Source organism: Streptacidiphilus sp. EB103A (genome assembly GCF_041261405.1).
GTDB lineage: Bacteria > Actinomycetota > Actinomycetes > Streptomycetales > Streptomycetaceae > Streptacidiphilus.
In genome coordinates this window covers 146,687-172,487 of the sequence record NZ_JBGCAQ010000007.1, presented here as the reverse complement: position 1 = coordinate 172,487, position 25,801 = coordinate 146,687, and the positions used below count along the sequence as shown (strand labels likewise).

Annotated in this window: 18 protein-coding genes and 1 pseudogene; 11 read left to right on the top strand and 8 right to left on the bottom strand. The window is 71.6% G+C overall.

Annotation, left to right across the window (positions count from 1 at the left end; genetic code table 11):
- Positions 1 to 13: 13 nt before the first annotated feature.
- The 3 genes and pseudogenes from ABH941_RS13670 (at position 14) to ABH941_RS13660 (ending at position 6,315) form a co-directional block, all read left to right on the top strand.
- Positions 14 to 3,007: a BTAD domain-containing putative transcriptional regulator gene (locus tag ABH941_RS13670; RefSeq protein ID WP_370129288.1), complete on the top strand. Its 2,994-nt coding sequence runs from the start codon at positions 14 to 16 to the stop codon at positions 3,005 to 3,007.
- Positions 3,008 to 3,516: 509 nt separating this feature from the next.
- Positions 3,517 to 3,891: pseudogene (locus ABH941_RS13665) on the top strand (transglycosylase family protein); the annotation flags it as partial.
- Between the two features lie 198 nt (positions 3,892 to 4,089).
- Positions 4,090 to 6,315 (top strand): DEAD/DEAH box helicase, encoded by a 2,226-nt coding sequence (locus tag ABH941_RS13660; protein ID WP_370129287.1) that lies wholly within the window; start codon positions 4,090 to 4,092, stop codon positions 6,313 to 6,315.
- A 13-nt stretch (positions 6,316 to 6,328) separates the two neighbouring features.
- Here ABH941_RS13660 and ABH941_RS13655 read toward each other — a convergent pair whose 3' ends face one another.
- Complete coding sequence (locus tag ABH941_RS13655) at positions 6,329 to 7,075, bottom strand: hypothetical protein (protein ID WP_370129286.1); 747 nt, start codon at positions 7,073 to 7,075, stop codon at positions 6,329 to 6,331.
- A 188-nt stretch (positions 7,076 to 7,263) separates the two neighbouring features.
- Here ABH941_RS13655 and ABH941_RS13650 point away from each other — a divergent pair, with 188 nt between their 5' ends.
- Positions 7,264 to 8,967, top strand: coding sequence for a proline--tRNA ligase (locus ABH941_RS13650; RefSeq protein ID WP_370129285.1), 1,704 nt, complete (start codon positions 7,264 to 7,266; stop codon positions 8,965 to 8,967).
- 750 nt (positions 8,968 to 9,717) lie between these two features.
- Here the strand turns inward: ABH941_RS13650 and ABH941_RS13645 are convergent.
- A complete protein-coding gene (locus tag ABH941_RS13645; protein WP_370129284.1) occupies positions 9,718 to 10,392 on the bottom strand; it encodes an SAM-dependent methyltransferase in 675 nt (224 codons plus the stop codon).
- Between the two features lie 116 nt (positions 10,393 to 10,508).
- On the opposite strand from ABH941_RS13645, the gene argS reads away from it, so the two are divergent.
- Entirely contained in the window at positions 10,509 to 12,275 is a 1,767-nt protein-coding gene (gene argS, locus ABH941_RS13640; RefSeq protein WP_370129283.1) for an arginine--tRNA ligase, read from the top strand.
- A 90-nt stretch (positions 12,276 to 12,365) separates the two neighbouring features.
- On the opposite strand, the gene ABH941_RS13635 is transcribed toward argS, so the two are convergent.
- Both ABH941_RS13635 and ABH941_RS13630 read right to left on the bottom strand, forming a co-directional pair.
- Positions 12,366 to 13,406 carry a ParB/RepB/Spo0J family partition protein gene (locus tag ABH941_RS13635; protein WP_370129282.1) on the bottom strand — a complete coding sequence of 347 codons (1,041 nt, stop codon included), beginning with the start codon at positions 13,404 to 13,406 and terminating at the stop codon, positions 12,366 to 12,368.
- Positions 13,403 to 14,566, bottom strand: coding sequence for a ParA family protein (locus tag ABH941_RS13630; RefSeq protein ID WP_370129280.1), 1,164 nt, complete (start codon positions 14,564 to 14,566; stop codon positions 13,403 to 13,405). Before ABH941_RS13630 ends, ABH941_RS13635 begins: the two co-directional genes overlap by 4 nt.
- Before the next feature lie 121 nt (positions 14,567 to 14,687).
- On the opposite strand from ABH941_RS13630, the gene ABH941_RS13625 reads away from it, so the two are divergent.
- The 4 genes from ABH941_RS13625 (at position 14,688) to ABH941_RS13610 (ending at position 18,783) form a co-directional block, all read left to right on the top strand.
- Positions 14,688 to 15,185, top strand: a complete 498-nt coding sequence (locus ABH941_RS13625; RefSeq protein ID WP_370129278.1) for a peptidylprolyl isomerase — start codon at positions 14,688 to 14,690, stop codon at positions 15,183 to 15,185.
- A gap of 194 nt (positions 15,186 to 15,379) precedes the next feature.
- Positions 15,380 to 16,708, top strand: coding sequence for a GAF domain-containing protein (locus ABH941_RS13620; RefSeq protein ID WP_370129277.1), 1,329 nt, complete (start codon positions 15,380 to 15,382; stop codon positions 16,706 to 16,708).
- 153 nt (positions 16,709 to 16,861) lie between these two features.
- The gene (gene adh, locus ABH941_RS13615) at positions 16,862 to 18,385 is read left to right on the top strand and encodes an aldehyde dehydrogenase (protein WP_370129275.1); all 1,524 of its coding nucleotides are present in this window, start codon (positions 16,862 to 16,864) and stop codon (positions 18,383 to 18,385) included.
- Positions 18,386 to 18,387: 2 nt separating this feature from the next.
- Positions 18,388 to 18,783 (top strand): DUF779 domain-containing protein, encoded by a 396-nt coding sequence (locus tag ABH941_RS13610; protein ID WP_370129274.1) that lies wholly within the window; start codon positions 18,388 to 18,390, stop codon positions 18,781 to 18,783.
- Between the two features lie 75 nt (positions 18,784 to 18,858).
- On the opposite strand, the gene ABH941_RS13605 is transcribed toward ABH941_RS13610, so the two are convergent.
- Positions 18,859 to 19,782 (bottom strand): LLM class F420-dependent oxidoreductase, encoded by a 924-nt coding sequence (locus ABH941_RS13605; RefSeq protein WP_370129273.1) that lies wholly within the window; start codon positions 19,780 to 19,782, stop codon positions 18,859 to 18,861.
- 207 nt (positions 19,783 to 19,989) lie between these two features.
- Between ABH941_RS13605 and betA the strand changes: the two genes are divergently transcribed.
- On the top strand, positions 19,990 to 21,642 hold the full coding sequence (gene betA, locus ABH941_RS13600; RefSeq protein WP_370129272.1) for a choline dehydrogenase: 1,653 nt from the start codon (positions 19,990 to 19,992) through the stop codon (positions 21,640 to 21,642).
- A gap of 75 nt (positions 21,643 to 21,717) precedes the next feature.
- On the opposite strand, the gene ABH941_RS13595 is transcribed toward betA, so the two are convergent.
- Both ABH941_RS13595 and ABH941_RS13590 read right to left on the bottom strand, forming a co-directional pair.
- Positions 21,718 to 22,944: an NAD(P)/FAD-dependent oxidoreductase gene (locus tag ABH941_RS13595; protein ID WP_370129271.1), complete on the bottom strand. Its 1,227-nt coding sequence runs from the start codon at positions 22,942 to 22,944 to the stop codon at positions 21,718 to 21,720.
- Positions 22,941 to 23,261, bottom strand: coding sequence for a bifunctional 3-phenylpropionate/cinnamic acid dioxygenase ferredoxin subunit (locus ABH941_RS13590; RefSeq protein ID WP_134004702.1), 321 nt, complete (start codon positions 23,259 to 23,261; stop codon positions 22,941 to 22,943). The genes ABH941_RS13595 and ABH941_RS13590 overlap by 4 nt, the downstream gene beginning before the upstream one ends.
- Before the next feature lie 127 nt (positions 23,262 to 23,388).
- Here ABH941_RS13590 and ABH941_RS13585 point away from each other — a divergent pair, with 127 nt between their 5' ends.
- Complete coding sequence (locus tag ABH941_RS13585; protein ID WP_370129269.1) at positions 23,389 to 24,189, top strand: IclR family transcriptional regulator; 801 nt, start codon at positions 23,389 to 23,391, stop codon at positions 24,187 to 24,189.
- A gap of 47 nt (positions 24,190 to 24,236) precedes the next feature.
- Here the strand turns inward: ABH941_RS13585 and ABH941_RS13580 are convergent, their stop codons facing one another.
- Positions 24,237 to 25,745: an amino acid permease gene (locus ABH941_RS13580; RefSeq protein WP_370129268.1), complete on the bottom strand. Its 1,509-nt coding sequence runs from the start codon at positions 25,743 to 25,745 to the stop codon at positions 24,237 to 24,239.
- Positions 25,746 to 25,801 lie beyond the last annotated feature (56 nt).

Sequence of the window (25,801 nt, the reverse complement as noted above, 5' to 3'; positions counted from 1 at the left end):
GGTGGACGAACAGGTGCCAGACGCAGCGTCGCTGATCCGTTTCGGACTGCTCGGTCCGGTGTCGGTCGAGCTGGACGGGAGCGCCGTCGGTATCCCCGCCAGTCGCCAGCGCATCCTGCTCGCGGCGCTGCTCCTGCGCGCCAACCACACCGTGGACACGGCGGACCTCGCCGACCAGGTCTGGGACGGCAGGCCGCCGACCGCTGCGACGACCACCCTGCGCAGCTACATGATGCGGCTGCGGCGGACGCTCGGCCCGGTGGCCGGGGCGCGGCTGCGGACGCAGGCGCCGGGCTACCGGGTGGAACTGCGCGAGGACGCCGAGCTCGACCTGTTGCACTTCGACGCGCTGCGGCGGCGCGGCCAGGTCGCGGCTGCCCGGCAGGACTGGGCCGGCGCGGCCGCGGAGCTGCGGGCGGCACTCGGCCTGTGGCGTGGCGCCGCCCTGGAGGACGTCCCGGCCGGAGTGCTGAAGGACCGTGAAATACCCAGCCTTCAGGAGGGGTTGATCCAGACCCATGAACTGCTGGTCCGCTCTGATCTCGAACTCGGGCACCCCGGCGAGGCGTTGGAGCGGGTGCTGCGTCTGCAGGCGGAACACCCCTACCGCGAGCAGCTGTCCTGCCTGCTGATGCGTGCTCAGTTCGCGGCCGGCCGTTCGACGGAGGCGCTGGACGAGTTCGCCAGACTGCGCCGAAGCCTGGTCGACGAGCTCGGCGTCGAGCCGGGCTCCCACAGCCGGGCGCTGCAGTCGGCGATCCTGGCCGGGGCCCCGCTGCCGCCGTGGCCGCTGGACGGGGCCTACCCGGCCGCCGCCGCTGGACCGGTCGCGGTGCCGGTCGCAGAACCCGTCGCAGAGTCCGCCGCCGAGAGCGCCTCGGGATCCGCGGTCCTGGACCGGCCCGCCATTCCCGCCCAACTGCCCAGCGGACTGCGGGACTTCACCGGCAGGGCGAGTCAGGTCGACTATCTGTGCGACGCGCTCACCGGCGCACCTCCGTCGGGCGCCGCGAGCGCCCCGGGCGGCGCCGGCACGGCTTCGCTGTGCCTGGTCTCCGGTGCGGGCGGGGTCGGCAAGACCACGCTCGCCGTACAGGTGGCCCACCAGGTCGCGGGCCGGTTCCCGGACGGGCAGCTCTTCCTCGACCTGCGCGGCTCCGGACGCCGCCCACTGACCCCCGCCGACGCGCTCTCCTCCTTCCTGCGCGCCCTCGGCGTCGCCGACGCGGCGATCCCGCGCGACGAGCAGGAGCGGGAGGCCCTCTACCGGAGCCATCTCGCCACCCGGCGGGTCCTGCTGCTGCTGGACGACGTCCGCGACGCCGCGCAGCTGCGTCCGCTGCTGCCGGGATCGGCCGGCTGCGGCGTGCTGGCGACCAGCCGCAGCCGCTGCGCCAGCCTGAGCGTCTCCGCCCGCACCGAACTCGGTGCGCTGGCCAGGAGCGAGGCCGAGGCGCTGTTCGCCGCGATCGTGGGAGCCGAGCGGGCGCTGGCCGAACCGGAGGCGGTGGCCCGGATTCTGGACTCCTGCGACATGCACCCGCTGGCCGTCCGCATCGCGGCGGCGCGCCTGGTCGCGCGTCCCGACTGGTCCGCGGCGTCCCTGGCGGACCGGCTGGCGGAGCGCCGGGGCCGGCTGCGCGAGCTGGTGGTGGACGACCTCGGTGTCCGGGTCTCCTTCGGACTGAGCTACGACACCCTCGCCGGAGCCGACTGCGAGCTGGACCGGGAGGCCGCCCGGGTCTTCCGGCTGCTCGGTCTGTGGCAGGGCGGGGAGATCGGCCTGGCGGCCGTCGCGGCCCTGGCCGACCGGACCGCCGACGCCACCCGGCAGGCCCTGGACCGGCTCGTCGACATCCACTTCGTGCGCGAGCCGCGGGCCGGCCGGTTCGCCGTCCACGACCTGCTGCACCTCTTCGCCCGGGAGCTGGTCGCCGAGGCGGAGCCCGGACCTGAGCCCGAGCCCGAGCTGCGGCCCGGTGCGGAGGCGTACGCCGCGGTGGAACGGCTCGGCACCTGGTACCTGCACAGCGCCTACCAGGCCATGGAGCAGTTCAAGCCCGAGCGCCGCCGCTTCGACCTGTCCGAGGTCCCGGAGCCGGACACCGCGCTGCGCTTTGACTCCTACGCCGACGCGCTGGCCTGGCTGGACCTCGAACAGGCCAACCTCCACGCCGTCACCGTCCAGGTGGGCGAGCTGCGGATGGAGGCGCTGGCGCAGCTGCTGCCGATGGAGACGCTGCACCATCTGCTGCTGCGCCGGGAGCTGGACATCGTGCTGGAGACCCAGCGGGTCAGCCTGGAGAGCGCCCGCCGCACCGGGCGGTTGGAGCACGAGGCCGCCTCCTACAACAGCGTGGCCCATGCCCATATGGAGCTGAAGCAGATCGATGAGGCGCTGGCCGCCGCCCACGCGGCGCTGGAGATCCAGACCCGGCGGGGCGACGTGCACGGCCAGGCCGCCGCCAACGAGTCCATCGCGATGACCTACTACTTCGCGGAGCGGCACGAGGAGGCCCTGCCCTGGTTCGAACGGGCCCTGCCGCTGCGCCGGGAGGCGGCGCACCCGTACGGGATCCTGGCGACCCTGAACAACCTGGGCCTGCTCTACCTGGAGCTCGGCCGCGCCGAGGAGGCGGTCGAGGCGTTCCAGGAGTCCATCCCGATGGCCCGGAAGGCCGAATCCTTCGTCGGGATCGGCGCGGGCCAGCTGAATCTGGGCGAGGCGTATCTGGCGCTCGGCCGCCTGCCCGAGGCGATGGCCTCGCTGCGCGAGGCCATCGCCACCGGCCGGGAGTGCGACGACCTGCAGATGCTCGGGAACGCGCTGATGCTGCTCGGCGACGCGCTCACCGCCACCGGCGAGCACAGCGAGGCGCTGCCGGCCTGGCGGGAGGCCGCCGACTGCTACGACCGTCTCGGCGAGCCCGAGACCGCGGCCGACCTGCGCCGCCGGATCGCCGATGCGGGAGTCGATGCGGGAGTCGATGCGGGCGCGGGCGACTGACGGCGTGGTTCCGCGCGCGACCCCGCATGGCCCAGGTCACAGAGAGGGCGGTCGAGCGGACGGAAGTACAAGATCAACACGCACGGGCGGCTGACGCCTGCTCACAGAGCGTCGACGATGTGGTGCAGCTCACCGGCTCCGGCGTGTGGTCCAGACCACAAAGCGGCGGCGGATCCGGCGGTCCGATGCGGAAAATGGCCTCGCATTCATGATCATTACCAGCGGTAACCTGACCCTGAGCAGGGACTTCTCCAAAATGTTTGAATCGTCTCCGATTGTTGCCTAGCTTCGAAGACGTGCACTGAGCACCCCCCCGGGTTCGCCCACCCAGTGGTCCTCCCCGCTCCCAGCGGCCAGGACCGTGGGCACCGGGACAGCCACGGTGACCACGCCCCTGTCGCGTGGACCGACTGTCCGCACCACCTCACGACACCGCGAAGCCGAGCGCGCCCCCGCGCGCCCCGATGGCTTCCTGCTGCGTCGCCCCGGGGCCTGTCGAAAGGGATTTGATGAACTTCCGCACCCCCACCAACGCTGCCCGCAACACCGCCGGGACCGGCCGTCGCCGCAACCGGATGCGGATGGCGCTGGCGACCGGTGTGCTGGTCGCCGCTCCGGTGGCCGGCCTGGTCACCGCCACCACCGCGTCTGCCGCGTCCACGTCCACCTGGGACGCTGTCGCGCAGTGCGAGAGCAGCGGTAACTGGAGCATCAACACCGGCAACGGCTTCTACGGTGGCCTCCAGTTCACGGCCTCCACCTGGGCCGCCTACGGCGGCACCCAGTACGCCGCCAGCGCCGACCAGGCCACCAAGGACCAGCAGATCGCCGTGGCCGAGCAGGTCCTGGCCTCGCAGGGCCCCGGCGCCTGGCCGGTCTGCGGCCCGGCTGCCGGTCTCTGACAGACCCGGTCACGCCCGGTTCACGCCAGTAGGACTGCCGGTACCGGGCACCATATGCACCACATGCACCGCCAGGGCGGCGCACTCCGAACCGGAGTGCGCCGCCCTCGCGTATCCGCTGGCAGGATGTGCGCGTAGCGAGGGTGCACGGGTGCGAGGGTGCGAAGGGGGAGGCGCCGGGTGGGGCGGAGCCGTGAGCGCAGAGAGCTGTACGGACGGGGACGGCGGCTGCACCGGTCCGCGACCGACGTGGCGAACGAGTACCGGGCCGCCGTCGAACGGGTCCGGTCCCTGGCCGAGGAGCTGCGCGCCGGGGAGGCGCAGGCGGCGCTGGACGAGGTTCCGGTCACCCGGCTCAGCGATGTGACCGACGGGCGGCTGCGGATCACCGCCCTGGAGGCGGCTGGAATCGTGACGGTCGGTCAGGTCCACCGGGCCGAGGCCTACGAACTGCTCCGGGTCCCCGGAATCGGCCGGCAGAGCGCGGACCAGGCCAAGGCCGCCGCCGCACAGCTCGCCCGGGCCGCCCTGGAGGCCACCGCCGTGCGCATCGACCCGGACCGCCGCGACCCGGCGGGAACGGGGCTGGTGACGGAGCTGTTCCCGTTCGTCCAGGCCGGCCCCGGGCTGCTCGGCGCGTACCGGCGCGCGGACGACGTCTCGACGCTGCTGACCGTCGCCCTGGCGGACGGGGCCCCGGCCCGGTCGGCGCTGCGGCTGCGGCTGATGGGACGCGGTCGGCGGGAGGCGGCACTGGCGGCCATGGCCGGGATGGCCGAACTGGTGGCCGCCGCCGAGCAGGACGACATCGACGAGGTGCTCGCCCAGGCCGCGGCGGACCTGCTGCGCCGCCCGTCCTCGCCGGACCAGGCCTGGCTGGAGTTCGTGACCCGGGCGGCCGAGTTCTACACCGTCCTGGGACAGATCGCCGAAGCCGCCCTGCGGACGGTGTCGATCGAGTCCGCCGAGGGCCACCTGCCCGACCCGCTCGCCCGGCAGGTGCGCGGGCAGGAACTGGACGAGTCGCTGCTCCGGGTCTCGCTGCGCGGCTACCAGGTGTTCGGCGCCCGCTACGCCCTGGTGCGGCAGCGGACGATCCTGGGTGACGAGATGGGGTTGGGCAAGACGATCCAGGCGATCGCCGCGATGGCGCACCTCGCCGCGGCCGGAGAGCGTCACTTCCTGGTGGTCTGCCCGGCGAGCGTGCTGGTCAACTGGATCCGGGAGATCGAGTCACGGTCACGGCTGGGCGCCCACCGGCTGCACGGGACCGACCGCTGGTCGGCCCTGAGGCGCTGGCAGCAGGAGGGCGGGGTCGCCGTCACCACCTTCGAGGGGCTGCGCTACCTGGTGGAAGGACGGATGCTCGATCGGGCCGCTGAGGCGGCCATGGCGATGGCGATGGTGGTGGTGGACGAGGCCCACTACATCAAGAACCCGCAGACCCAGCGGGCCCGCCAGGTACGCGCGTTGACCGAACGGTGCGAGCGGGTGCTGTTCCTCACCGGCACGGTGATGGAGAACCGGCTCGAAGAGTTCCGCGCGCTGCTGTCCTATCTGCAGCCCGCACTTCTGCCTGCCGTCGGGCAGTGGGGCGTGCTCCCCGGCGCGGAGGCGTTCCGGCACGCCGTCGCCCCGGCCTATCTGCGGCGCAACCAGAGCGATGTGCTCAGCGAACTGCCGGTGATGGTGCACAGCGACGAGTGGCAGGAGTTCAGCCCGGCCGACGAGGACGCCTACCGGCAGGCGGTCGCCGACGGGAACTTCCAGGCGATGCGCCGGGCCGCGTACGCCGTCCCGGAGAAGTCCGCGAAACTGCGGCGGCTGTGCGAGATCGTGGCGGAGGCCGTGGCCGCGGGGGAGAAGGTGCTGGTGTTCTCCTACTTCCGCGATGTACTGACGGTGGCTCAGGAAGCCATCGCCGCCGAGGTTCCGGCGCTGCTCGGACCGCTGTCGGGCCGTGCCGGCCCGGACGAGCGGCAGCGGATCGTCGACCGGTTCACCGCCGTGTCCGGACCGGCGGTGCTGCTCGCGCAGATCCAGGTCGGCGGCATCGGGCTGAACCTGCAGGCCGCGAGCGTGGTCGTGCTGTGCGAACCGCAGGTCAAACCCGCTCTGGAGCAGCAGGCCGTCGCCCGCGCGCACCGGATGGGGCAGACCCGGCGGGTACGGGTGCACCGGCTGCTCACGCCGGACAGCGTCGACCAGCGGCTGCTGCGCCTGCTGTCCCGCAAACAGAACCTGTTCGACGTCTACGCCCGCCGCAGCGACGCCGCCGAGACGTCACCGGAGGCCCTGGACGTCTCCGAGTCGTCGCTGGCGCGGCAGATCATCGAGGCGGAGCAGCAGCGGCTGGCTGGGCGGGGGCACGGGCAGGGGCACGGGCAGGCGCCGTCGGAGCGCTAGCGGAGGGAGCGTCTCATCGGGCCGGACGGTGTCCGGTGATGTCCTGCCACTGGTCGAGGGCCCGGTCGAGCCCGTCCTGCGCGGCGGCGAGGCGGCCCTCCTTCCGGTGCCGTTCCTTCACCCGTGCGAGCTCCTCCCGGGCGGCCTCCTGGGCGGCCGTGTCGGCGACGGCGCGTCGGCGGTCCTCCTCGACCTCGGCGATCCGCTGGTCGCGTACCGCGCAGGCCCTGTTCTCGTCGGCGACGGCATTGGTGATCCGCCGGGAGAAGCCACGGACGTCCTCCTCCTCGAACTGGGCGCCGGGGAAGGACGCGGACTGCTCATGGCCGTCGGGGAGGGTGACATGGATGTAGCAGGTGTTCCGCCGTCCGGCCTCGAAGCGGACCCGGAGCCCGTCGAGTGGGATCTCCTCCTTGGAGATCAGCAAGGATTTCTGATAGAGCGTCAAAGGGCCCATCGTTTCCCGTAGTTGTCTCGGTCCTGAGTTCCGCAGCTCTTTGAGCTCGCGATCGGCCCTGTTGATCCGTCGGCTCTGCCGCCGCTCGGCGTCGCGCAACTGCCCCTCCGCCGACGACAGTTCCCCGCCGTGCTCGCGCTTGACCGTGCGCACGGCGAGGCGCGCTGTCGCGAGCTCCTTGCGGTCCGGCGCGTACATCGTCCCGAAGGCGTAGGCCCACCCGCCGGGATAGCGGTACATCTGCCATCCCACGGCGGAGCCGCAGCACAGCAGGACGACCAGTACCCAGCCCAAGGCTTCCAACGCGGCCCCCCGGAATCCCCGACGACGCGCCTCAGTATCGCGACCACCGGCCCGGATGCATAGGCTTGACCACGGGCGTGTCCATGGGCGTGTCCATCGGTCTCCGGGGCCGGCAATAACGGGAGGATTGCCGCCACCGCCGCTCGGTAGACTGCGTTCCCGCCCCCTAGACGAAAGCAGCCCCACTGATGCGCTGGTCAGAGCTCTACGTCCCCACTCTGCGCGAGGATCCCGCCGATGCGGACGCGGTCAGCCACCGGCTGCTGCTCCGCGCCGGCTACGTCCGCCAGCTGATGGCCGGTCACTACTCGCTGCTGCCGCTCGCGGTGCGGGTCCGAGCGAAGATCATGGAGATCGTCCGCGAGGAGATGAACCGGACCGGCGCGCAGGAGTTCCTCCTGCCGGTGATGCACCCCGCCGAGATCTGGCAGAAGTCCGGGCGCTGGGACGTCATGGGCGAGGAGATGTTCCGCCTCAGGGACCGCAAGGGGGCGGACCTCGCCCTGGGCATGACGCACGAGGAGATCTTCACCACGCTGGCGCAGGAACTGCGCTCGTACCGTCAACTGCCGCAGACCTGGTACCAGTTCCAGACCAAGTTCCGGGACGAGCCGCGCCCGAAGAGCGGCTTGATCCGGGTGCGCGAGTTCACCATGAAGGACGCCTACAGCTTCGACCTGGACGAGGCCGGCCTCGACGCCGCCTTCGACCGGCAGCACGCCGCCTATCGGCGGATCTTCGCCAGGATCGGTATCCCGGCGATCCCCGTGCAGGCATCCAGCGGCAGCATGGGCGGCAGCTCGTCGGTGGAGTTCATGTGCCCGTCGGACGCGGGCGAGGACCTGATCGTCACCTGTCCGAACTGCGACTACGCCGCCAATGTGGAGAAAGCCGGCTCAGCCCTGGCCGCAGTCGAGGACGCCGAGGGACCGGCGGCCCCGGAGCGCTTCGACACCCCTGGTGTACGCACCATCGACGACCTCGACCGGGAGTACGGGTACAGCGCCCAGCAGCAGGTCAAGACCCTGGTCTACGCCCTGGACGAGCAGCTCGCGCTGGTGCTGCTGCGCGGCGACCACGCCCTGGTCGAGCAGAAGCTGATCGACGCCACCGGGGCGAACCGGATCCGCCCGGCGACCCCGGAGGAGATCGTCGCGGCGCTGGGCGCCAAGCCCGGCAGCCTGGGCGCGGTGGGCGTCGCCGGCCTTCCGGTCATCGCCGACGAGGCCCTGCGCGGACGCCGTTCCATGGCCACCGGAGCCAACACCGACGGGGTGCACCTGCGCGGCGTCGACGTCGACCGCGACATCGCCCCGGCCCGCTGGGCCGACCTGCGCGAGGTCACCGCCGGCGAGCCCTGCCCCCACTGCGGCACCCCGCTGGGCGTGGTCCGCACGGTCGAGATCGGCCACATCTTCAAGCTCGGCAGGAAGTACACCGAACCGCTCGGCGTCAGCGTCCTCGCCCCCGGCGGCGAGCGGGTCGCCCCGGTCATGGGCAGCTACGGCATCGGCATCGAACGCGCCCTGGCCTGCGCGGTCGAGTCGCACCACGACGACCGGGGCATCGTCTGGCCGGTCGCCATCGCCCCCTTCGAGGTCGCTGTGGTCACCCTCGGCAAGGACGAGGCCGTCACCGGCGCGGGCGAGGAGCTGTACGCGCAGCTGCGCCGCGAGCGCGTCGACGCCGTTCTGGACGACCGCGACGAGCGCCCCGGCGTGAAGTTCAGCGACGTCGAACTCGTCGGCATCCCGTACCGCATCACCGTCGGCGCACGCGGCCTCGCGGCCGGCACGGTCGAGGTCACCGACCGGGCGACGGGCACGAACACGGCAGTCGCCCTGCCGGAGGCGGCGGGGTACGTGCGGGAGCTGGTGCTGTCAGCGGCGTAGCGGGCGTGGCGCCCCACGCCTGCAACGGCAACGCCCGTGCCGCGACCTTGCCCACCGTCTCCCGGGCTCCGCCCGGAAAGAAGGCGCTTCGCGCCGGCAACTGGGCGGGGGGTGGGGTGCTCTGGCGCGGATCGTTTGGCGGTGGGCGGGGGTGGCGCTCCACGCCTGCAACGGCAGCGCTGGGTGGGGCGCGTTGCCCGCCGATTCCCGGGCTCGCGCCCGGAAAGATGCGGCTTCGCCGCGCGACTGGGCCGGGGGTGGCCCGGGTCCGGCGCGGAGCGCTCGCGGGGGGCGCGGGTCGGGGCGAGTGTGTCCCCCATATGGGTTACCTGGGGGGAGTTACAACCACGCTGGGGGGCGTAGCAACCATATATGGGTGCAATTCACCCCAGTATGGGTGTAACTCCCCCCAGTGCGGTGCAGGGTGGGCAAATTGGGGTCACTCGGCCTACTTTCGGGTCACTGATCTGACGCTGTATCGGACATAACGGGCAGGATCCGTCGGATGAGTGACCCAAAAGTAGGGTGAGTGACCCGAAAACCGGGCAACTCGCCAGGCGAAAGGTTTCTTCTCCCCCTGCCCGGGAGGGCACCGGCGCGCCGCTCGGCGACGCGCGCCCCGCCACCCTCCCCGCTCCTCGTAGTTGGCGCTTTCGGGGCGGAGCCCCGGAGATGGTGGGTGCGGTCGCCGCACGACCAATGCCGTTGCAGGCGTGGGGTGTCGGCGGCTGGTCGGCGTTGGCGTCCTGGTCAGCGGGGCAGGGCGTCGTAGCCGATGAAGGTGAACATGCTCGGGTTGGAGGTGGCGGCGGCGGAATCGGACGTCGGTTCGGGCGTGAGCGGTCGGACCTGGCCGCTGTTTCGGTGGGCTGCGGCGCCGAAGCCTGCGTCGGGGGCGGAGAGCCACACCCGGCTGAAGCCGCGATCTTCGAACCAGCGGCAGATCTGTGGGACCAGGTCAGGTTCCCTGCGGTGGCGGGTCCAGACCACCGTGCCGCCGACGGCGCACAGGCGGGTGCAGTGGTCGATGGTGCGCCCGATGTCGGTGTCGGTGATGTTGCCGAAGATCCCGCAGGCCAGGACGAGTTCGGCCGGGGTCAGGTCGTGGTACTGGGCGACGAGGGAGGCGTCGCCGGTCACCACCTCGACCTGGTGCAGGCCGGCCGCCGCAGCGGTGGCCCGCGCTGCGGCGGCGTTGCGCGGGTCGAGTTCGACCAGGCGGGCGGTGACGTCCTCGCGGCGCGGGTGGTCGGGGAGGACGCCGAGCAGGTCGTGTCCCTGGCCCGCGCAGATGCTGATCACCCGTAGGGACCCTGGTGGTGCGGAGTCCAGGGCCACCCGGATCTGCTCCTGCACCGCGGCCAGGCGGTGCGTGAGTGAGGAGTCGGGGCGGTCGTAGTCGTCGTGCCAGGCATGCCAGTCCATGTCGGGAAGCTACCGGGGGCGGCCAGTGCTACGCACGGGAAAAATGGTGGGCGGGGGTTCGGTTCTGCCCTCTACTGTTCCGCGAAACAGGCTGATGGAGTCGAGAGGGCAGTCCCGTGGCACAGGTACAGGCAGTCAAGGCCCATGCGGAAGACGTCATGTCGGCCGCCATGCGCCGACACCTGCCGGCGCCGCTGTCGGAGGCGGACCCGCTGGTACGGCCCTCCGAGCACGCCGACTTCCAGTCGAACGTCGCCCTGGCGCTCGCCAGGCAAGCCGGGAGCAGTCCCCGTGCGCTGGCCGAGGAGTTGCGGGCGGGGATGGTCGGAGGGCCGTTCACCGCCACCGTCTCCGGGCCCGGGTTCCTGAATCTGACGGTGGATGACCGGGCGCTCTGGGGCCTGGTCTCCGCGAGGCTCGCTCACGGCGGGAGGCGGCTGGGGGTCGGGAGCCCGCTGACGGGGTCGCGGATCGTGGTCGACTATTCCGGGCCGAACATCGCCAAGGAGATGCACGTCGGCCATCTGCGGACGACGGTCATCGGCGACTGCCTGGCGCGGGTGCTGGGCTTCCTCGGTGCGGATGTGGTGCGGCAGAACCACCTCGGTGACTGGGGGACCAACTTCGGGATGCTGATCCAGTACCTGCAGGAACACCAGCAGCACGCTCCGGCGGCGGAGCCGGGCACGCGGGTGAGCGAGCTGGACGGGCTCTACCGGGCCGCCCGGAAGGCGTTCGACGCGGATTCGGAGTTCGCCGAGCGGGCCCGGCAGCGGGTGGTCGCCCTGCAGGCCGGCGACGAGGCCACCGTGGCACTGTGGCGGCAGTTGGTGGAGGTGTCCACCCGGGCGTTCCAGCTGCTCTACGACCGGCTCGGGGTGCTGCTCACCCCGGCCGACGTGGCGGCGGAGTCCTCCCACAACCCGGAGCTGGACGGGATCGCGGAGGCACTGACGGCGGCCGGGATCGCGGTGGAGAGCGAGGGCGCGCTGTGCGTGTTCTTCGACGACATGACCGGGGCCGACGGTCGGCCGCTGCCGCTGATGGTCCGTAAGCAGGACGGCGGTTACGGCTACGCGGCGACGGATCTGGCGACGCTGCGGCACCGGGTCGTCGACCTCGCCGCCGACCGCATCCTCTACGTCGTCGACGCACGGCAGGCGCTGCACTTCCGGATGGTCTTCGCCGCCGCGCGGCGGGCCGGCTGGCTGCCGGACACGGTCGAGGTCGTCCATGTGCCCTTCGGCATGGTGACGGCTCCGGACGGCAAGCCGTTCAAGACCAGGTCCGGTGACACCGTCCGGCTGTCGCAGCTGCTGGACCAGGCCGTGGAGGCGGCCCGGGCGGCGACCGCCGACAAGCCGAGCGACCTCTCGGCGACCGAGCGGGAGCGGGTGGTCGCGGCGGCGGGGATCGGTGCGGTCAAGTATGCGGATCTGGCGACCTCGCGGGCGAAGAACTATGTCTTCGACATCGACGAGATGGTGTCGCTGAACGGGAACACCGGTGTCTACCTGCAGTACGCGCACGCCCGGGTGCGGTCGATCCTCGCCAGGGCGGCGATGACGGAGGCGTCGTCCGGGCCTGCGGTGGAGGTGGTGCCGGAGGCGCCGCTGCACCCGGCCGAGCGGGTGCTGATCCTGCAGCTGGACGGGTTCGGGGCGGTGCTGGCGGAGGTGGCGGCGGAGCTGGAGCCGCATCGGCTCTGCGGCTATCTGTTCGCGTTGGCGAAGGCGTTCACCGACTTCTACGGCGCCTGCCCGGTGCTGAGGGCCGAGTCCGCGGAACTGCGCGGGAACCGGCTGGCCCTGTGCGCGCTCACCGGCGACACTCTGGCCCGGGCGCTGGATCTGCTGGGGCTTCAGGCTCCCGAGCGGATGTGAGCGGTGGGGCGGGCAGAGGGTGGGGCGGGGAGGGCGGGGCGGGGAGGGTGGGGCTTTACCGCGGTAAAGCCCCACCCGGTCGCTGGAGCCTCAGCTGCGGCCCGCCGCCAGCAGCAGCCGGACGAGGTCGTGGATCTCGTCGCGGGTGTACGCGGCCAGCAGGGCGCGGGCGAGATCGGACGGTGGTCCGAACGGTCGCTCTGAGCCCGGCACCGAGTCCTGGCTGCGGTGCTGCTCGGGCCAGGTTCGCCGGTCGGGCTTCACCGCCGACGATGTTGCGGCCCGGGTGTCCGGCGCGGCCGTGGGCGAGGGTACCGGCAGGAGCGGCGGGTGGGCCGCGCGTACCGCTGCGACCGCGGCGCGGGCGGCCTGGCGTTCCGCGCGCTGCAGTTCGGCCCTGGCCGTCTCCTCGCGCCAGGCGGCCACCTGTTCGGCCAGCGGTACCCGGGCCAGCCGCCGGGCGTCCCGTACCGCCAGATCCCCGGCGCGGAGCCGGGACTGGAGCTCGGGGGCCAGCTCCAGCAGCGCCCTGCGCTGCGAGATCCAGCCCGGACTGCGGTTCAGTCGCCGGGCCGCGGCGACACCGCTGCCCTCGCAGGCGGCGACCATGGCCTCCACCGCCCGGGCCTCCTCCAGGACGTCGAAGTCCCGGCGGTCGATGTTCTCCTGGATGGACGCGGCCAGCAGCGCCTCGCGCGAGGCGGCCACCTCGTCCTTGACGCTGATCTCCAGGGTGTCGCGTCCGAACCGCACCGCGGCGGCGTAGCGGCGGCAGCCGTTGACGACGACGTAGCGGACCCCGGTGCCGAGGAGCGGTTCGTCCTCCGGCCAGATCCGCAGATACGCCTCCCGGGTCACCGCGAGGCACGCCTGGAGCTGGAGTTCGGCGATGGAGCGGAGGTCCTCCAGGTCGCCCAGGTCCTCGCGCGGATTGCGCGGGTTGGGGGCGAGCTGGTCCAGCGCCACGGCGCCCGCGAACGCCAGTGCGCTCGCCGCGGCGTCCGCCACCGGTGTGCCCGGGGCATCCGGCGCGTCCGTCACCGCCTCGTCGATCATCCGTCGACGCGTGCTGCGGGTGCGGGAGACGGACGCGAAGGAGTCCGAGCTGCTCAGCCGTTCCGAGGCCCTCATCCCAGCCTCCTGGCCAGCTCGCGGAAGAGCTGGGCCTGTTCGCTGCCCGGCGCATAGCTGAGCAGCGGGCGCTGCAGACGTACGGCCTCGCGCTGCTCCTTGCGGTCCGGCAGCACCGCGAGCACCGGCGGCTCGTCCAGCGCCTGCCACTTCTCCAGGGAGGAGGTGGCGATGTAGCCGCGGCGGGCGTCGTAGAGGTTGACCACCAGGCCGAGCTGGGAGAGCTGGATGCCGAGGTCCGCGCGCAGGTCCTCCATCTGGTCCATCAGCATGGTGAACGCGGTGGCCGAGGCGTCCTCCGCCTGGACCGGGATGAGGACGCCGGAGCGTCCGGCCGGTTCACCCTCGCGGGTACGGGAGTACGCGATCGCGGCGTCCATGCCGAGGCCGAGGCTGGGCGGGCAGTCCACCACCACGGTGTCGAACTCGTGCTCCACCGAGGCCAGGGCCCGTTCCAGGGCGTTCTCCCTGCCGCGCACCCTGGACAGCCGCACATCCAGCAGGAACGCGTCCATACAGGCCGGGAGCAGCACCAGATCGCCGGTGAACCCGCAGTCCAGCGGCGTCAGCAGGGCGGCGAGGCCGCCCTTGGCGTCGCCGGCCATATGGGCCGAGAGGCTTTCCTTCTCGTCCTCGACCACGGCGACGCCGAGCTGCTGGCTGAGGTGGCCCTGCGGGTCGTAGTCCACCAACAGCACGCGTTCGCCGCGCTCGGCCAGCGCCTGGGCGACGCCGCTGCTGACGGCGGTCTTGCCGACGCCGCCCTTCTGGTTGCACACCACGATCCGGCGCGCGGCCCGTACCGGCCGCCGGGCCCGGGGGACCGGGGGCACCGGGTTGGCGTCGAACCACAGCCGGGCCGCCTCGGGCAGGGCGCGGGCCGTGGTCAGCCCGCGCGCCTCGCACTCCTTCCGGAACGCCTGCTCCACCCGGGCTCCGGCCTGCGCCGGGACCCCGCACCAGGCCGCGACCGCGTCCCGTACCGCGCGCCAGGGCTCGATTCCGTGCTGGGCCGCGCGGACCAGCAGGTCCTTGCGCAGCTGCGCGGGCAACCGCTCGGCCGCCCTGGTCCACGCCTCAGCGCCGGTTCCGTCGGTCTCGGCCCCGTTGGCGGTTTCGGCATCGTGCTCGGTTACTGCTGTCCGTTGAGCTGTCTCCATGGCCGTACCATAGGCGGCAAATTTCCGCAAATGTACGATTCGATGCCGGTCTGTACGGCGCGTCGCCTCCGTCGGACGCCCGAATTGGCCGGTCGCCGCATGGAAATGTCAGGATGCTTGCATGACGATCCAGGCTTACTTCGACATCACCATCGACGACGCGCCCGCCGGGCGGATCACCTTCAACCTGTTCGACGACATCGTTCCCAAGACCGTGGAGAACTTCCGCGCGCTGGCCACCGGCGAGAACGGCTTCGGCTACAAGGGGTCCTCCTTCCACCGCGTCATCCCCGCCTTCATGCTCCAGGGCGGCGACTTCACCCGCGGCGACGGCACCGGCGGCAAGAGCATCTACGGCGAGAAGTTCGCCGACGAGAACTTCCAGCTCAAGCACACCAAGCCCGGCCTGCTGTCGATGGCCAACGCCGGCCCCAACACCAACGGCTCGCAGTTCTTCATCACCACCATCGTGACCAACTGGCTCGACGGCAAGCACGTGGTCTTCGGCGAGGTCGCCGACCAGCAGAGCCTGGACCTGGTCACCAAGATCGAGGGCTACGGCTCGCAGAGCGGCCGCACCAAGGCCAAGATCACCATCGCCGACTCCGGCGTGCTCTGATCCAGACCTGATCCCAGCCCGCCATCGGCTGTGACGCCCACCTGGACGGGGGTGCACCTCGGTGCACCCCCGTCCGCGTTGAAGAAGCAGAAGCGCCGTAGGCATTGCGGCGGCACCGGCGCGGAGACAGTATCCAGACGAAGGGCGAGCACAGGAAGAGCCAGGGAGCAGCGAGCGCTGAGCGGTGGGAGCTGATGGGCGGCAACGGCTGGCTGGCACAGGTCGGTGACGATCCGAGGCAGCGGGCGCGCGAGATCGCGCATGCGCACTCGGCCTTCGTCGCCGCCCCCGACCACGCCGTGGCCATGGCCGGTACGGGGCCGGGGGTGCGGGAGCTGGTCGCCCAGTCCTGGCTGCGCTCGTCCGACGCCAGGGTCGCCCAGGACGCCGAGGCCCCGGTGACCCTCACCGACGCCGAGTTGCTCGCCTACCGCGCCGCGCACCCGCTCGCCCGGGTCATCGGCGTCCTGCGGCAGATCGTCGGCAGCGCCGCCGAGGACGGCGACCATCTGATGGCGGTGTCGGACGCGGCGGGCCGGCTGCTCTGGGTCGAGGGCAACCGTGCGGCCAGGGCCCGGGCCGCGCGGATCAACTTCGTCGAGGGCGCGCTCTGGGACGAGGCCCACGCGGGCACCAACGCCCCGGGGACGGCGCTCGCGCTCGACCACGAGGTGCAGATCTTCGCGACCGAGCACTTCCGCCAGACGGTCCAGGCCTGGACCTGCGCCGCGGCCCCCATCCACGACCCGGCGACCGGACGCATCCTCGGCGTGGTCGATCTCACCGGCGGCGATACCGTCGCCAATCCGTACAGCCTGGCCCTGGTCCGGGTCGCCGCCCGGGCCTGCGAGGAGGCGCTGTGGCTGCCGCCGCAGACCGAGACCGACCTCCGGTCGCAGACTGAACTTCGGTCGAAGGCTGAACTGCGGTCGGGGACCGCCGTTCGGCTGCAGGCGCTGGACCGCTGCGAGGGCGCGCTGCGCCTGGCCGACGGTCGGACGGTGCGGCTGACCCGTCGTCACACCGAGCTGCTGATCATGCTGACGCTCCATCAGGACGGCCTGACCGGCGACCAGTTGTCCGATCTGCTGCACGGCGGCTGCGCGACGGCCAGCCCGACCACGCTGCGGGTCGAGCTGACCAGGCTCCGCCGCACCGTCGGCGACCTGCTCTGCTCGCGTCCGTACCGGCTCACCGCGCCGGTGGAGGCGGACTACCTCGACATCGCCGCCGCACTGCACCGGGGCGACCTCGCCGCCGCGGTCGCCGGCTACCCGGGACCGCTGCTGCCCAGCTCGGAGGCGCCCGGGGTGGTCGCCCAGCGCCGCTGGCTGGACACCCAACTGCGCGCCTCGGTGCTGGCCGACGGCGACCCCCGCACCATCCGCGCCTGGGCCGACGGCAGCGGCTTCAACGACCTCCAGGTCTGGGAGCGGCTGGCCGCCGTCGCCCCGTACGGCTCCCCGCAGCGGGGAGTGGCCCTGGCCCGGGCCCGGGAGCTGCGGGAGGAGTACGGGCTCTAGCGACGGGTGGCTGCGAAGCTGACGGTGCATCACCGCTCGTGCAACGTCCAGGCAACGTCCACGGCGTTAGCGTGCGCGGCAGAACCGCATCACGGCGACCGTCCAACGAGGGGCGGCCAGCACGGATGCGGAGCCTGACGGAGGTCGACCACCATGGCCCGTATCGCTGCGCCGGGGGAGTCCGGCGCGAAGATGAACTACCAGTCGCGCTATGACCACTGGATCGGCGGGGAGTTCGTGCCCCCGGTACGCGGGCAGTACTTCGAGAACCCCACCCCGGTCACCGGACAGAACTTCTGCGAGATCGCCCGCGGAACCGCCGAGGACGTCGAGGCGGCCCTGGACGCGGCGCACGCCGCCGCCCCCGCCTGGGGCCGGACGTCGGCCGGCGACCGGGCGAACATCCTCAACCGCATCGCCGACCGGATGGAGCAGAACCTCGAAGCCCTCGCCGTCGCCGAGAGCTGGGAGAACGGCAAGCCGATCCGCGAGAGCGTGGCGGCCGACATCCCGCTCGCCATCGACCACTTCCGCTACTTCGCCGGCGCGATCCGGGCCCAGGAGGGCTCGCTCTCCGAGATCGACGAGGACACCGTCGCGTACCACTTCCACGAGCCGCTGGGCGTGGTCGCGCAGATCATCCCGTGGAACTTCCCCATCCTGATGGCGACCTGGAAGCTGGCACCGGCGCTGGCGGCCGGGAACGCCGTCGTCATCAAGCCGGCCGAGCAGACCCCGGCGTCCCTCCACTTCTGGATGAGCCTGGTCGCCGACCTGATCCCGCCGGGGGTCGTCAACATCGTCAACGGCTTCGGGGTGGAGGCCGGCAAGCCGCTGGCGTCCAGCGCCAGGGTCGCCAAGGTCGCCTTCACCGGGGAGACCACCACCGGGCGGCTGATCATGCAGTACGCCAGCGAGAACATCAAGCCGGTGACCCTGGAGCTGGGCGGCAAGAGCCCCAACATCTTCTTCGACGACGTGAGTTCGGCCCGCGACGACTTCCTGGACAAGGCGCTCGAAGGCTTCACCATGTTCGCGCTGAACCAGGGCGAGGTCTGCACCTGCCCCTCCCGCGCGCTGATCCAGGAGGGCCACTACAGCGAGTTCCTGGACGCGGCGGTGGACCGCACCCGCGCCATCGTCCAGGGCCACCCGTTCGACACCGACACCATGATCGGCGCCCAGGCCTCCAACGACCAGCTGGAGAAGATCCTCTCCTACCTGGACATCGGCCAGCAGGAGGGAGCCAAGATCCTGATCGGCGGCTCGCGCGCCGACCTGGGCGGGGAGCTGGCGGGCGGCTACTACGTCGAGCCGACCATCTTCGAGGGCAACAACTCCATGCGGATCTTCCAGGAGGAGATCTTCGGCCCGGTGGTCTCGGTGGCGCCCTTCGCCACCTTCGACGACGCCATCCGGATCGCCAACGACACCCTGTACGGGCTCGGCGCCGGCGTCTGGACCCGCGACAGCAGCACCGCCTACCGGGCGGGGCGGGCGATCCAGGCCGGACGGGTGTGGACCAACTGCTACCACGCCTACCCCGCGCACGCGGCGTTCGGCGGCTACAAGGGCTCCGGCATCGGGCGCGAGAACCACAAGATGATGCTGGACCACTACCAGCAGACCAAGAACCTCCTGGTCAGCTACTCGGCCAAGAAGCTCGGGTTCTTCTAGCCATGAGTGCCCCGGCTGTCTCCAGGGTCGCCGTGACCTCCGCCGCCGAGGAGGTGCTGCGCAAGCTCTACGCGGCCAACGGCCCGCTGATGTTCCACCAATCGGGCGGCTGCTGCGACGGGAGCTCCCCGATGTGCTACGTGGAGGGCGAGTTCAGGACGGGCGCGTCCGACGTGCTGCTCGCCTCGCTGCCGGTCGCGGACGTGCCCGAGCCGGTCACCTTCTGGATGTCCAAGGACCAGTTCGAGCGCTGGCGGCACACCCATCTCACCGTGGACGTGGTCCCCGGGCGCGGCGGCGGGTTCTCGCTGGAGGCGCCGGAGGGCGTGCGTTTCCTGATCCGCTCACGGCTGCTGACACCCGAGGAGACGAAGGTGCTGGACGGCAGCAGCGAGTGAGCCGCCGTACGGCCGGGGTCCGCTGTCAGGGGCAGGCTCCGGCCGTACGGTTCGTTCGGCTGCGCGGTGCGCGGTTCAGCCGACCTGCGGGGCGATCTGATCGGCGATCAGCTCCAGGTGGTCCAGGTCGTCCAGGTCCAGGATCTGGAAGTAGAAGCGGCTGCTGCCCGCCTCGGCGTACTGACCGATCCGGTCCACCACCTCGGCCGGGGTCCCGGCCAGGCCGTTGGCCTTGAGCTCGGCCACCTCGCGGCCGATCGCGGCCGCGCGTCGGGCCACCTCGGCGTCGTCCTTGCCGACGCAGGCCACCAGCGCGTTGGAGTACACCATGTCGTCGGCCGCGCGTCCGCGCTCCGCGCAGGCGGCGCGGACCCGGCCGATCTGGGCGCGGGTGTCCTCGACCGAGACGAACGGAAGGTTGAACTCGCTGGCGAAGCGCGCCGCGAGGGCCGGCAGCCGGGTCGGCCCCATGCCGCCGACCAGCACCGGTACCCGGCTCTGCACCGGCTTGGGCAGCGCGGGCGAGTCCTTCAGCTGGTAGAAGGCGCCGTCATAGTCGAAGGTGTCGCCGACCTCGGTCTCCCACAGGCCGGTGACGATCGCCAACTGCTCCTCGAAGCGGTCGATGCGCTTGGACGGGAAGGGGATGCCGTACGCGGTGTGCTCCTCCTCGTACCAGGCCGCGCCCAGGCCCAGCTCGACCCGGCCGCCGCTCATCGCGTCCACCTGGGCGACCTGGATGGCCAGGACCCCGGGCAGCCGGAAGGTGCCGGCCGTCATCAGCGTGCCGAGTCGGATCCGCTCGGTGTCCCTGGCCAGGCCGGCCAGGGTGATCCAGGCGTCGGTGGGGCCGGGCAGGCCGTCCACGTCGCCCATCTTGAGGTAGTGGTCGGAGCGGAAGAAGGCGTCGAAGCCCAGCTGCTCGGTGGCCCGGGCGACCGCCAGCAGCGTGTCGTAGGAGGCACCCTGCTGGGGCTCGGTGAAGATGCGGAGGTCCATGGGGCCATCCTGCCCCAGGCGCCGGATGAGCACATCGGGCACGGCGGCCGGAGACTGGGGTGCGGGCGACACCCTTGACGAGCCGGTGAACCGTCCGGAAACTGTTGCGTAATACGGATCGAGTTCCCTTAGACGGAACGAGTCATCCGTAGGAGAGGCTGACCGGTCCCCAGAGTCACCGCAGGGTTACGGCAGAGGAGATATGACGTGCAGCAGTACGACTTCATCATCGTCGGCGGGGGATCCGCGGGCTGCGCGCTCGCCGCACGGCTCAGCGCGGACCCGAGCAACCGGGTGCTGGTACTGGAGGCCGGACGGCCCGACTACATCTGGGACGTCTTCACCCATATGCCGGCCGCGCTGACCTTCCCCAGCGGCAGCCGCTTCTACGACTGGCAGTACGAGTCCGAGCCCGAGCCGTACATGCACGGCCGGAAGATCGCCCACGCCCGGGGCAAGCTGCTCGGCGGCTCCAGCTCCATCAACGGCATGATCTTCCAGCGCGGCAACCCGCTCGACTACGAGCGCTGGGGCGCCGACCCGGGCATGAAGGAGTGGGACTACGCGCACTGTCTCCCCTACTTCAAGCGCATGGAGAACTGTCTCGCCGACCCGGACACCCCGTTCCGCGGCCATGAAGGACCGCTGGAGCTGGAGCGCGGCCCGGCGACCAACCCGCTCTTCTCGGCCTTCTTCGAGGCCGTGCAGCAGGCCGGCTACCCGCTCACCGACGACGTCAACGGCTACCGCCAGGAGGGCTTCGCGCCCTTCGACCGCAACGTCCGCCGCGGCCGCCGGCTCAGCGCCGCCCGCGCCTACCTGCACCCCGTGCTCAGCCGCCCCAACCTGGACGTGACCACCCGCGCCCTGGTGACCAGGGTGCTCTTCGAGGGCAAGCGCGCCGTCGGAGTCGAGTACGTGGGCAAGGGCGGCTCGCTCAGCCGGGTCTCCGGCGGGAAGATCATCCTCGCCGGAGGGTCCATCAACTCCCCGCAGCTGCTCCAGCTCTCCGGCGTCGGCAACGCAGACGAGCTCGCCGAACTCGGCATCGAGCCGGTGCACCACCTGCCCGGCGTCGGCGAGAACCTGCAGGACCACCTGGAGGTCTACGTCCAGCACGCCTGCAAGCAGCCGGTCTCCATGCAGCCGTCGCTGCAGAAGTGGCGCTGGCCGCTGATCGGCGCCGAGTGGCTGTTCCTGCGCAAGGGGCCGGGCGCCACCAACCACTTCGAGGGCGGCGGCTTCGTCCGCTCCAACGAGGACGTGGCCTACCCCAACCTGATGTTCCACTTCCTGCCGATCGCGGTCCGCTACGACGGCACCGCCGCGCCCTCCGGCCACGGCTACCAGGTGCACATCGGCCCGATGTACTCGGACGCGCGCGGCAGCGTGAAGATCAAGTCCCGCGACCCGCGCGAGCACCCGGCGCTGCGCTTCAACTACCTCTCCACGGAGCAGGACCGCCGCGAGTGGGTGGAGGCCATCCGGGTCACCCGCAAGATCCTCGGCCAGGAGGCCTTCGCCGAGTTCAGCGACGGCGAGCTCTCGCCCGGCTCCTCCGTGGAGACGGACGAGCAGATCCTCGACTGGGTCGCCAAGGACGGCGAGACCGCTCTGCACCCGTCCTGCACCGCGAAGATGGGCACCGACGAGATGTCCGTGCTCGACCCGGCCACCATGGAGGTGCACGGCGTCGAGGGGCTCTGCGTGGTGGACGCCTCGTCCATGCCGTACGTGACCAACGGCAACATCTACGCCCCGGTGATGATGCTCGCGGAGAAGGCCGCCGACCTCATCCTCGGCAACACGCCGCTGGCCCCCGAGAACGTCGAGTTCTACCGTCACCAGAAGGTGTCGTAGGGGTCGGGCAGGCAGCGCGGCGCCGCCGGACGGGGGGAGAGTCCGGCGGCGCCAGTCTGTGCGGGTGAAGGCGGTTCAGGGGGTCGCGAGCAGCGGGGTGAGGCCGCGGCGGAGCCGGTTGAACAGTTTGGGCTGGTTGATCGACAGATACGCGGTGGTGTGCCCGTCCAGCTCGTAGGCGGCGACGAACGAGCGCGTGTCCAGGTCGCCCTCGACGACGCGCGGCCGGGCGCCGGGGGCGACATGTCCGGCGAGCTGGATCATCGAGCCGTACTGGTGCGACCAGAAGTACGGGGGGACGGCCCTGGGCGCGGTGGAGGCGCCGGAGAGCAGCGTGCGGGCGGCGGTGGCCGCCTGCTCCATGGCGTTGGTCCAGTGCTCGATCCGGGCGTGGCGCCCGGTGAAGGGGTGCGGCACGCGGGCCACGTCGCCCACCGCGAGCACGTTGGGGATCCCGGTGGCGCAGCCCGCGTCGCAGACCACACCGTCGTCCACGGCGACGCCGGAGCCGGCCAGCCAGTCGGTGTTCGGCCGCACGCCGACGCCGACCAGGACGACGTCCGCCGGGAGCAGCCGGCCGTCGGCCAGCTGAACGCCCGTCACCCGGCCGCCGTCGCTGCTGAAGCCGGCCACGCCGGTGCCGCAGAGCAGTTCCACGCCGTGGTCGGCGTGCAGGCCGGCGCAGAGCAGGCCCATCTCGCGGCCCAGGGCGCGCTCCAGCGGTACCTCGACGGCCTCCACGACGGTCACCTGCAGGCCGAGGGCGTGTGCCGTGGCGGCGACTTCGGCGCCGATGAACCCGGCGCCGATGACGACCAGTCGGGGGCTGCCCGCGGTGAGGTCGGCGCGCAGCGCCACGGCGTCGTCCAGGGTGCGCAGGGTGTGGACCCCCGCGAGGCCGTCGGTGCCCGGCAGTCGGCGCGGTGTGGCGCCGGTGGCCACCACGACGGCGTCGGTGCGCAGTTCGCGGCCGCCGCCGAGGGTGACGGTGCGGGCGGCGGGGTCGAGCCGGGCGGCCGTCTCGCCGAGCAGCCACTCCACGCCGAGCCCGTCGTACTCCTCGGCGGTGCCGAGGGCGAGCGAGTCGGCGTCGGCGGCGCCCTTGAGGAAGTCCTTGGAGAGCGGCGGCCGGTCGTAGGGGAGGTGGCGCTCGGCGCCGACCAGGGTGAGCGCGCCGTCGTAGCCCTCGGCGCGCAGCGCGCGGACAGTGCTCAGCCCGGCGAGGGAGGCGCCGACGACGGTGATCGAGCGCGGGACCGGGGTCAGGGCCGGGGTCGGGGCCGGGGTCGGGGCCGGGGTCACGCCGGCTCGCCGACGGTGACGTGCAGGCGGACGAAGCCGTCCTCCACGGTGACCTGATGGGTCTTCACCGGCGCCTTGGCGGGCAGGCAGGTGGGCAGCCCGGTCCGCAGGTCGAAGGCGGCCGCGTGCAGTGGGCACTCGACGAAGCAGCCCTCCAGCCAGCCGTCCGCGAGCGAGGCGTCCTGGTGGGTGCAGGTGTCGTCGATGGCGTAGAGCGCGCCCTCGGCGTTGAAGACGGCGACGGGGGCGGGGAGGCCGTCGGTCACCCGAACGGCTTCGCCCGGCGGCAGTTCCTCGATCCGGCACACCGTGATCATTGAGCCTCCACAGCATCGTATCGCATTACACAACGCGATTCGTTATACGCAACATGGTCCGGGCTGGCGTGAGCCATTGTCAAGAGGCTGTCACGCGGGCCTCGCGCGGTAGGGATAATGTTGCGCCATGAGCAACAACGACAAGGGACGGTCGTCGGTGCCCGTCGAGTCGCCGGTGCAGTCGGTGGACCGCGCGGTGAGCATCCTCGAACTGCTGGCCCGGCAGGGCGAGACCGGGGTCACCGAGATCGCGGCGGAACTGGGCGTGCACAAGTCCACCGCCTTCCGGCTCACCGCCGCGCTGGAGCTGCGCGGCCTGGTCGAGCAGGCGGGTGAGCGCGGCAAGTACCGGCTCGGCATGGGACTGGTCCGGCTGGCCGGCGCCGCGACCATGCGGATGGACCTGTCGCTGCAGTCCAGGCCGGTCTGCGAGCGGCTGGCCGCCGAGGTCGCCGAGACCATCAACATGGCCATCCTGGACGACGACGAGGCCGTCAACATCGACCAGGTGATGGGCCCTTCGGCCATCACCAGCCACAACTGGGTCGGCCAGCGCACCCCGCTGCACGCGACCTCCAGCGGCAAGGTGCTGCTGGCGTACCTGCCGGAGGCGGCGATCGACGCGCGGATGGCCGTGCTGAAGCGGTACACCGCGAACACCGTCGTCGACCCGGACCTGCTGCGCGCCCAGCTGTTCACCGCGCGCCAGGAGGGCTACGCCTACACCATCGAGGAGTTGGAGGAGGGGCTGAACGCGATCGCGGCCCCGGTCTTCGCGCAGACCGGGCAGGTCATCGCGGCGGTGAGCGTCTCCGGGCCGTCCTTCCGCCTCGGCGCCCCGCGGCTGCTGGAGGAGCTCGCCCCGGCGGTGGTGCGGGCCGCGGCGGAGATCTCGGCGCGGCTGGGGTTCCTGAGCGTGGATCAGTAGCACGTAGGTCCGCCCCCGGCCCGGCGGGGCTGGGGGCGGACCGGCTACTACGCCACTGCCGTGGTGCGCTTGCGGACCCGGAGGTAGACCAGGCCGCCGATGGCGGCGATGACGGCGGTGAAGACCACGGCGCCCCATTGGTAGTACCAGTGGTCGTTGCCGTAGACCGCGGCGCGGGGCCAACCCAGGTTGATGATCATCGCCACGCCGTACACCACCGCGAGGATGTTGACCGGGAGACCCCAGCGCCCGAGGTTGAAGTAGGAGCCGTGCTCCGGGCGCGGCCACTGGCCGCGCAGGCGGCCCAGCAGCATCGGGCCGGTCACCATCAGGTAGGGGATGTAGAAGAGGATGATCGCGACCGAGGTCAGGATGTAGAACACCCGCTGGTTGCCCATGTTCACCAGCAGCAGCGCGATGGTGAGCACGCCGGTGACGATCGCCGGGATGACCGGCACGCCCGACTTGGGCGACACCGCGGCCAGTTGCTTGCTGAACGGCAGCAGTCCGTCGCGGCTCATCGAGAAGACCAGCCGGATGGCCGCGGTCTGCACCGCGAGGCAGCAGACCGTGATGGCGATCGCCGAGCAGATCAGGAAGGCGTCGCCGAGCCCGGTGCCGAGGGTGCTCTTGACCAGGTACGGCATGCCGAGCGTGCCCAGGTTCGGGTCCTTGATGTTGCCGACCGCCATCATGCCGATCAGCATCAGCAGGCCGCCGGCGGCGAAGGCCGCGGTGATGGCGCGCAGGATGGCCTTGGGGGCGTGCTTCCGCGGCTCCTTGGTCTCCTCGGCCAGGGACCCGGCGGTGTCGAAGCCGTAGAAGACGTAGGCGCTCATCAGGCCGGCCACCAGGAACGCGCCGAGGTAGCCCGCGGAGTGGCCGGCCCCGGTGCCCAGGGTCTGCGTGACCACCTGCGGACCGCGCTTGATGTGGACGGCCAGCATGATGATCAGCAGGGTGACGCCGATCAGCTCGACGGCGACGCCGAAGTTGTTGATCTTGGCCATCAGCCGGACGCCCGCGATGTTCACGATGGTGGTGAAGACCACCAGGCCCAGCGCGAGCACAATGGCGTTCTTGGCTCCGCCCGGAGTGCTGGTCAGGCCCGCGTCGGCGGAGCCGCCGACGATCTGGAAGGCGAGCGAGACCTGCGGCAGGATGATCTGGTAGGCGACGGCCACCGCGGCGGCGGTGACGATCGACCCGATGATGATGATCCAGCCGGACATCCAGCCGGTGAACGGCTTGGCGATCTGCTTGGACCACTGGTACACGGAGCCGGCGATGGGGAACTGACCGGCCATCTCGGCGAAACAGAGGGCGACGGCGCCCTGGCCGATGAAGACGATCGGCCAGGTCCAGAACATGGCCGGTCCGCCGGAGGCGAAGCCGAAGCCGAAGAGCTGGAAGACTCCGGTCATGATGGAGATGTAGCTGAAGCCGGCGGCGAAACTGGAGAAGGAGCCGAGGGATCTCTCCAACTCCTGCTTGTAGCCGAATCCTTCGAGGTCGGTGACGTCGTTGCCCGGTGGGGCGGTGGTCTCGGTGCTCATGGGTCGCTCCAAATGCAGGGCTGCGGGGGAAGTAGCTGCGCGGAGGATCGGAGGGT

Bases quoted from the DNA above. Each gene is read 5' to 3' on its own strand.
- ABH941_RS13580 (WP_370129268.1), bottom strand. From the start codon at position 25,745: ATGAGCACCGAGACCACCGCCCCACCGGGCAACGACGTCACCGACCTC.
- ABH941_RS13585 (WP_370129269.1), top strand. From the start codon at position 23,389: ATGAGCAACAACGACAAGGGACGGTCGTCGGTGCCCGTCGAGTCGCCG.
- ABH941_RS13620 (WP_370129277.1), top strand. From the start codon at position 15,380: ATGGGCGGCAACGGCTGGCTGGCACAGGTCGGTGACGATCCGAGGCAG.
- ABH941_RS13635 (WP_370129282.1), bottom strand. From the start codon at position 13,406: ATGAGGGCCTCGGAACGGCTGAGCAGCTCGGACTCCTTCGCGTCCGTC.
- ABH941_RS13645 (WP_370129284.1), bottom strand. From the start codon at position 10,392: ATGGACTGGCATGCCTGGCACGACGACTACGACCGCCCCGACTCCTCA.
- ABH941_RS13630 (WP_370129280.1), bottom strand. From the start codon at position 14,566: ATGGAGACAGCTCAACGGACAGCAGTAACCGAGCACGATGCCGAAACC.
- ABH941_RS13590 (WP_134004702.1), bottom strand. From the start codon at position 23,261: ATGATCACGGTGTGCCGGATCGAGGAACTGCCGCCGGGCGAAGCCGTT.
- adh (WP_370129275.1), top strand. From the start codon at position 16,862: ATGGCCCGTATCGCTGCGCCGGGGGAGTCCGGCGCGAAGATGAACTAC.
- ABH941_RS13625 (WP_370129278.1), top strand. From the start codon at position 14,688: ATGACGATCCAGGCTTACTTCGACATCACCATCGACGACGCGCCCGCC.
- ABH941_RS13610 (WP_370129274.1), top strand. From the start codon at position 18,388: ATGAGTGCCCCGGCTGTCTCCAGGGTCGCCGTGACCTCCGCCGCCGAG.
- ABH941_RS13650 (WP_370129285.1), top strand. From the start codon at position 7,264: ATGCGCTGGTCAGAGCTCTACGTCCCCACTCTGCGCGAGGATCCCGCC.
- ABH941_RS13605 (WP_370129273.1), bottom strand. From the start codon at position 19,782: ATGGACCTCCGCATCTTCACCGAGCCCCAGCAGGGTGCCTCCTACGAC.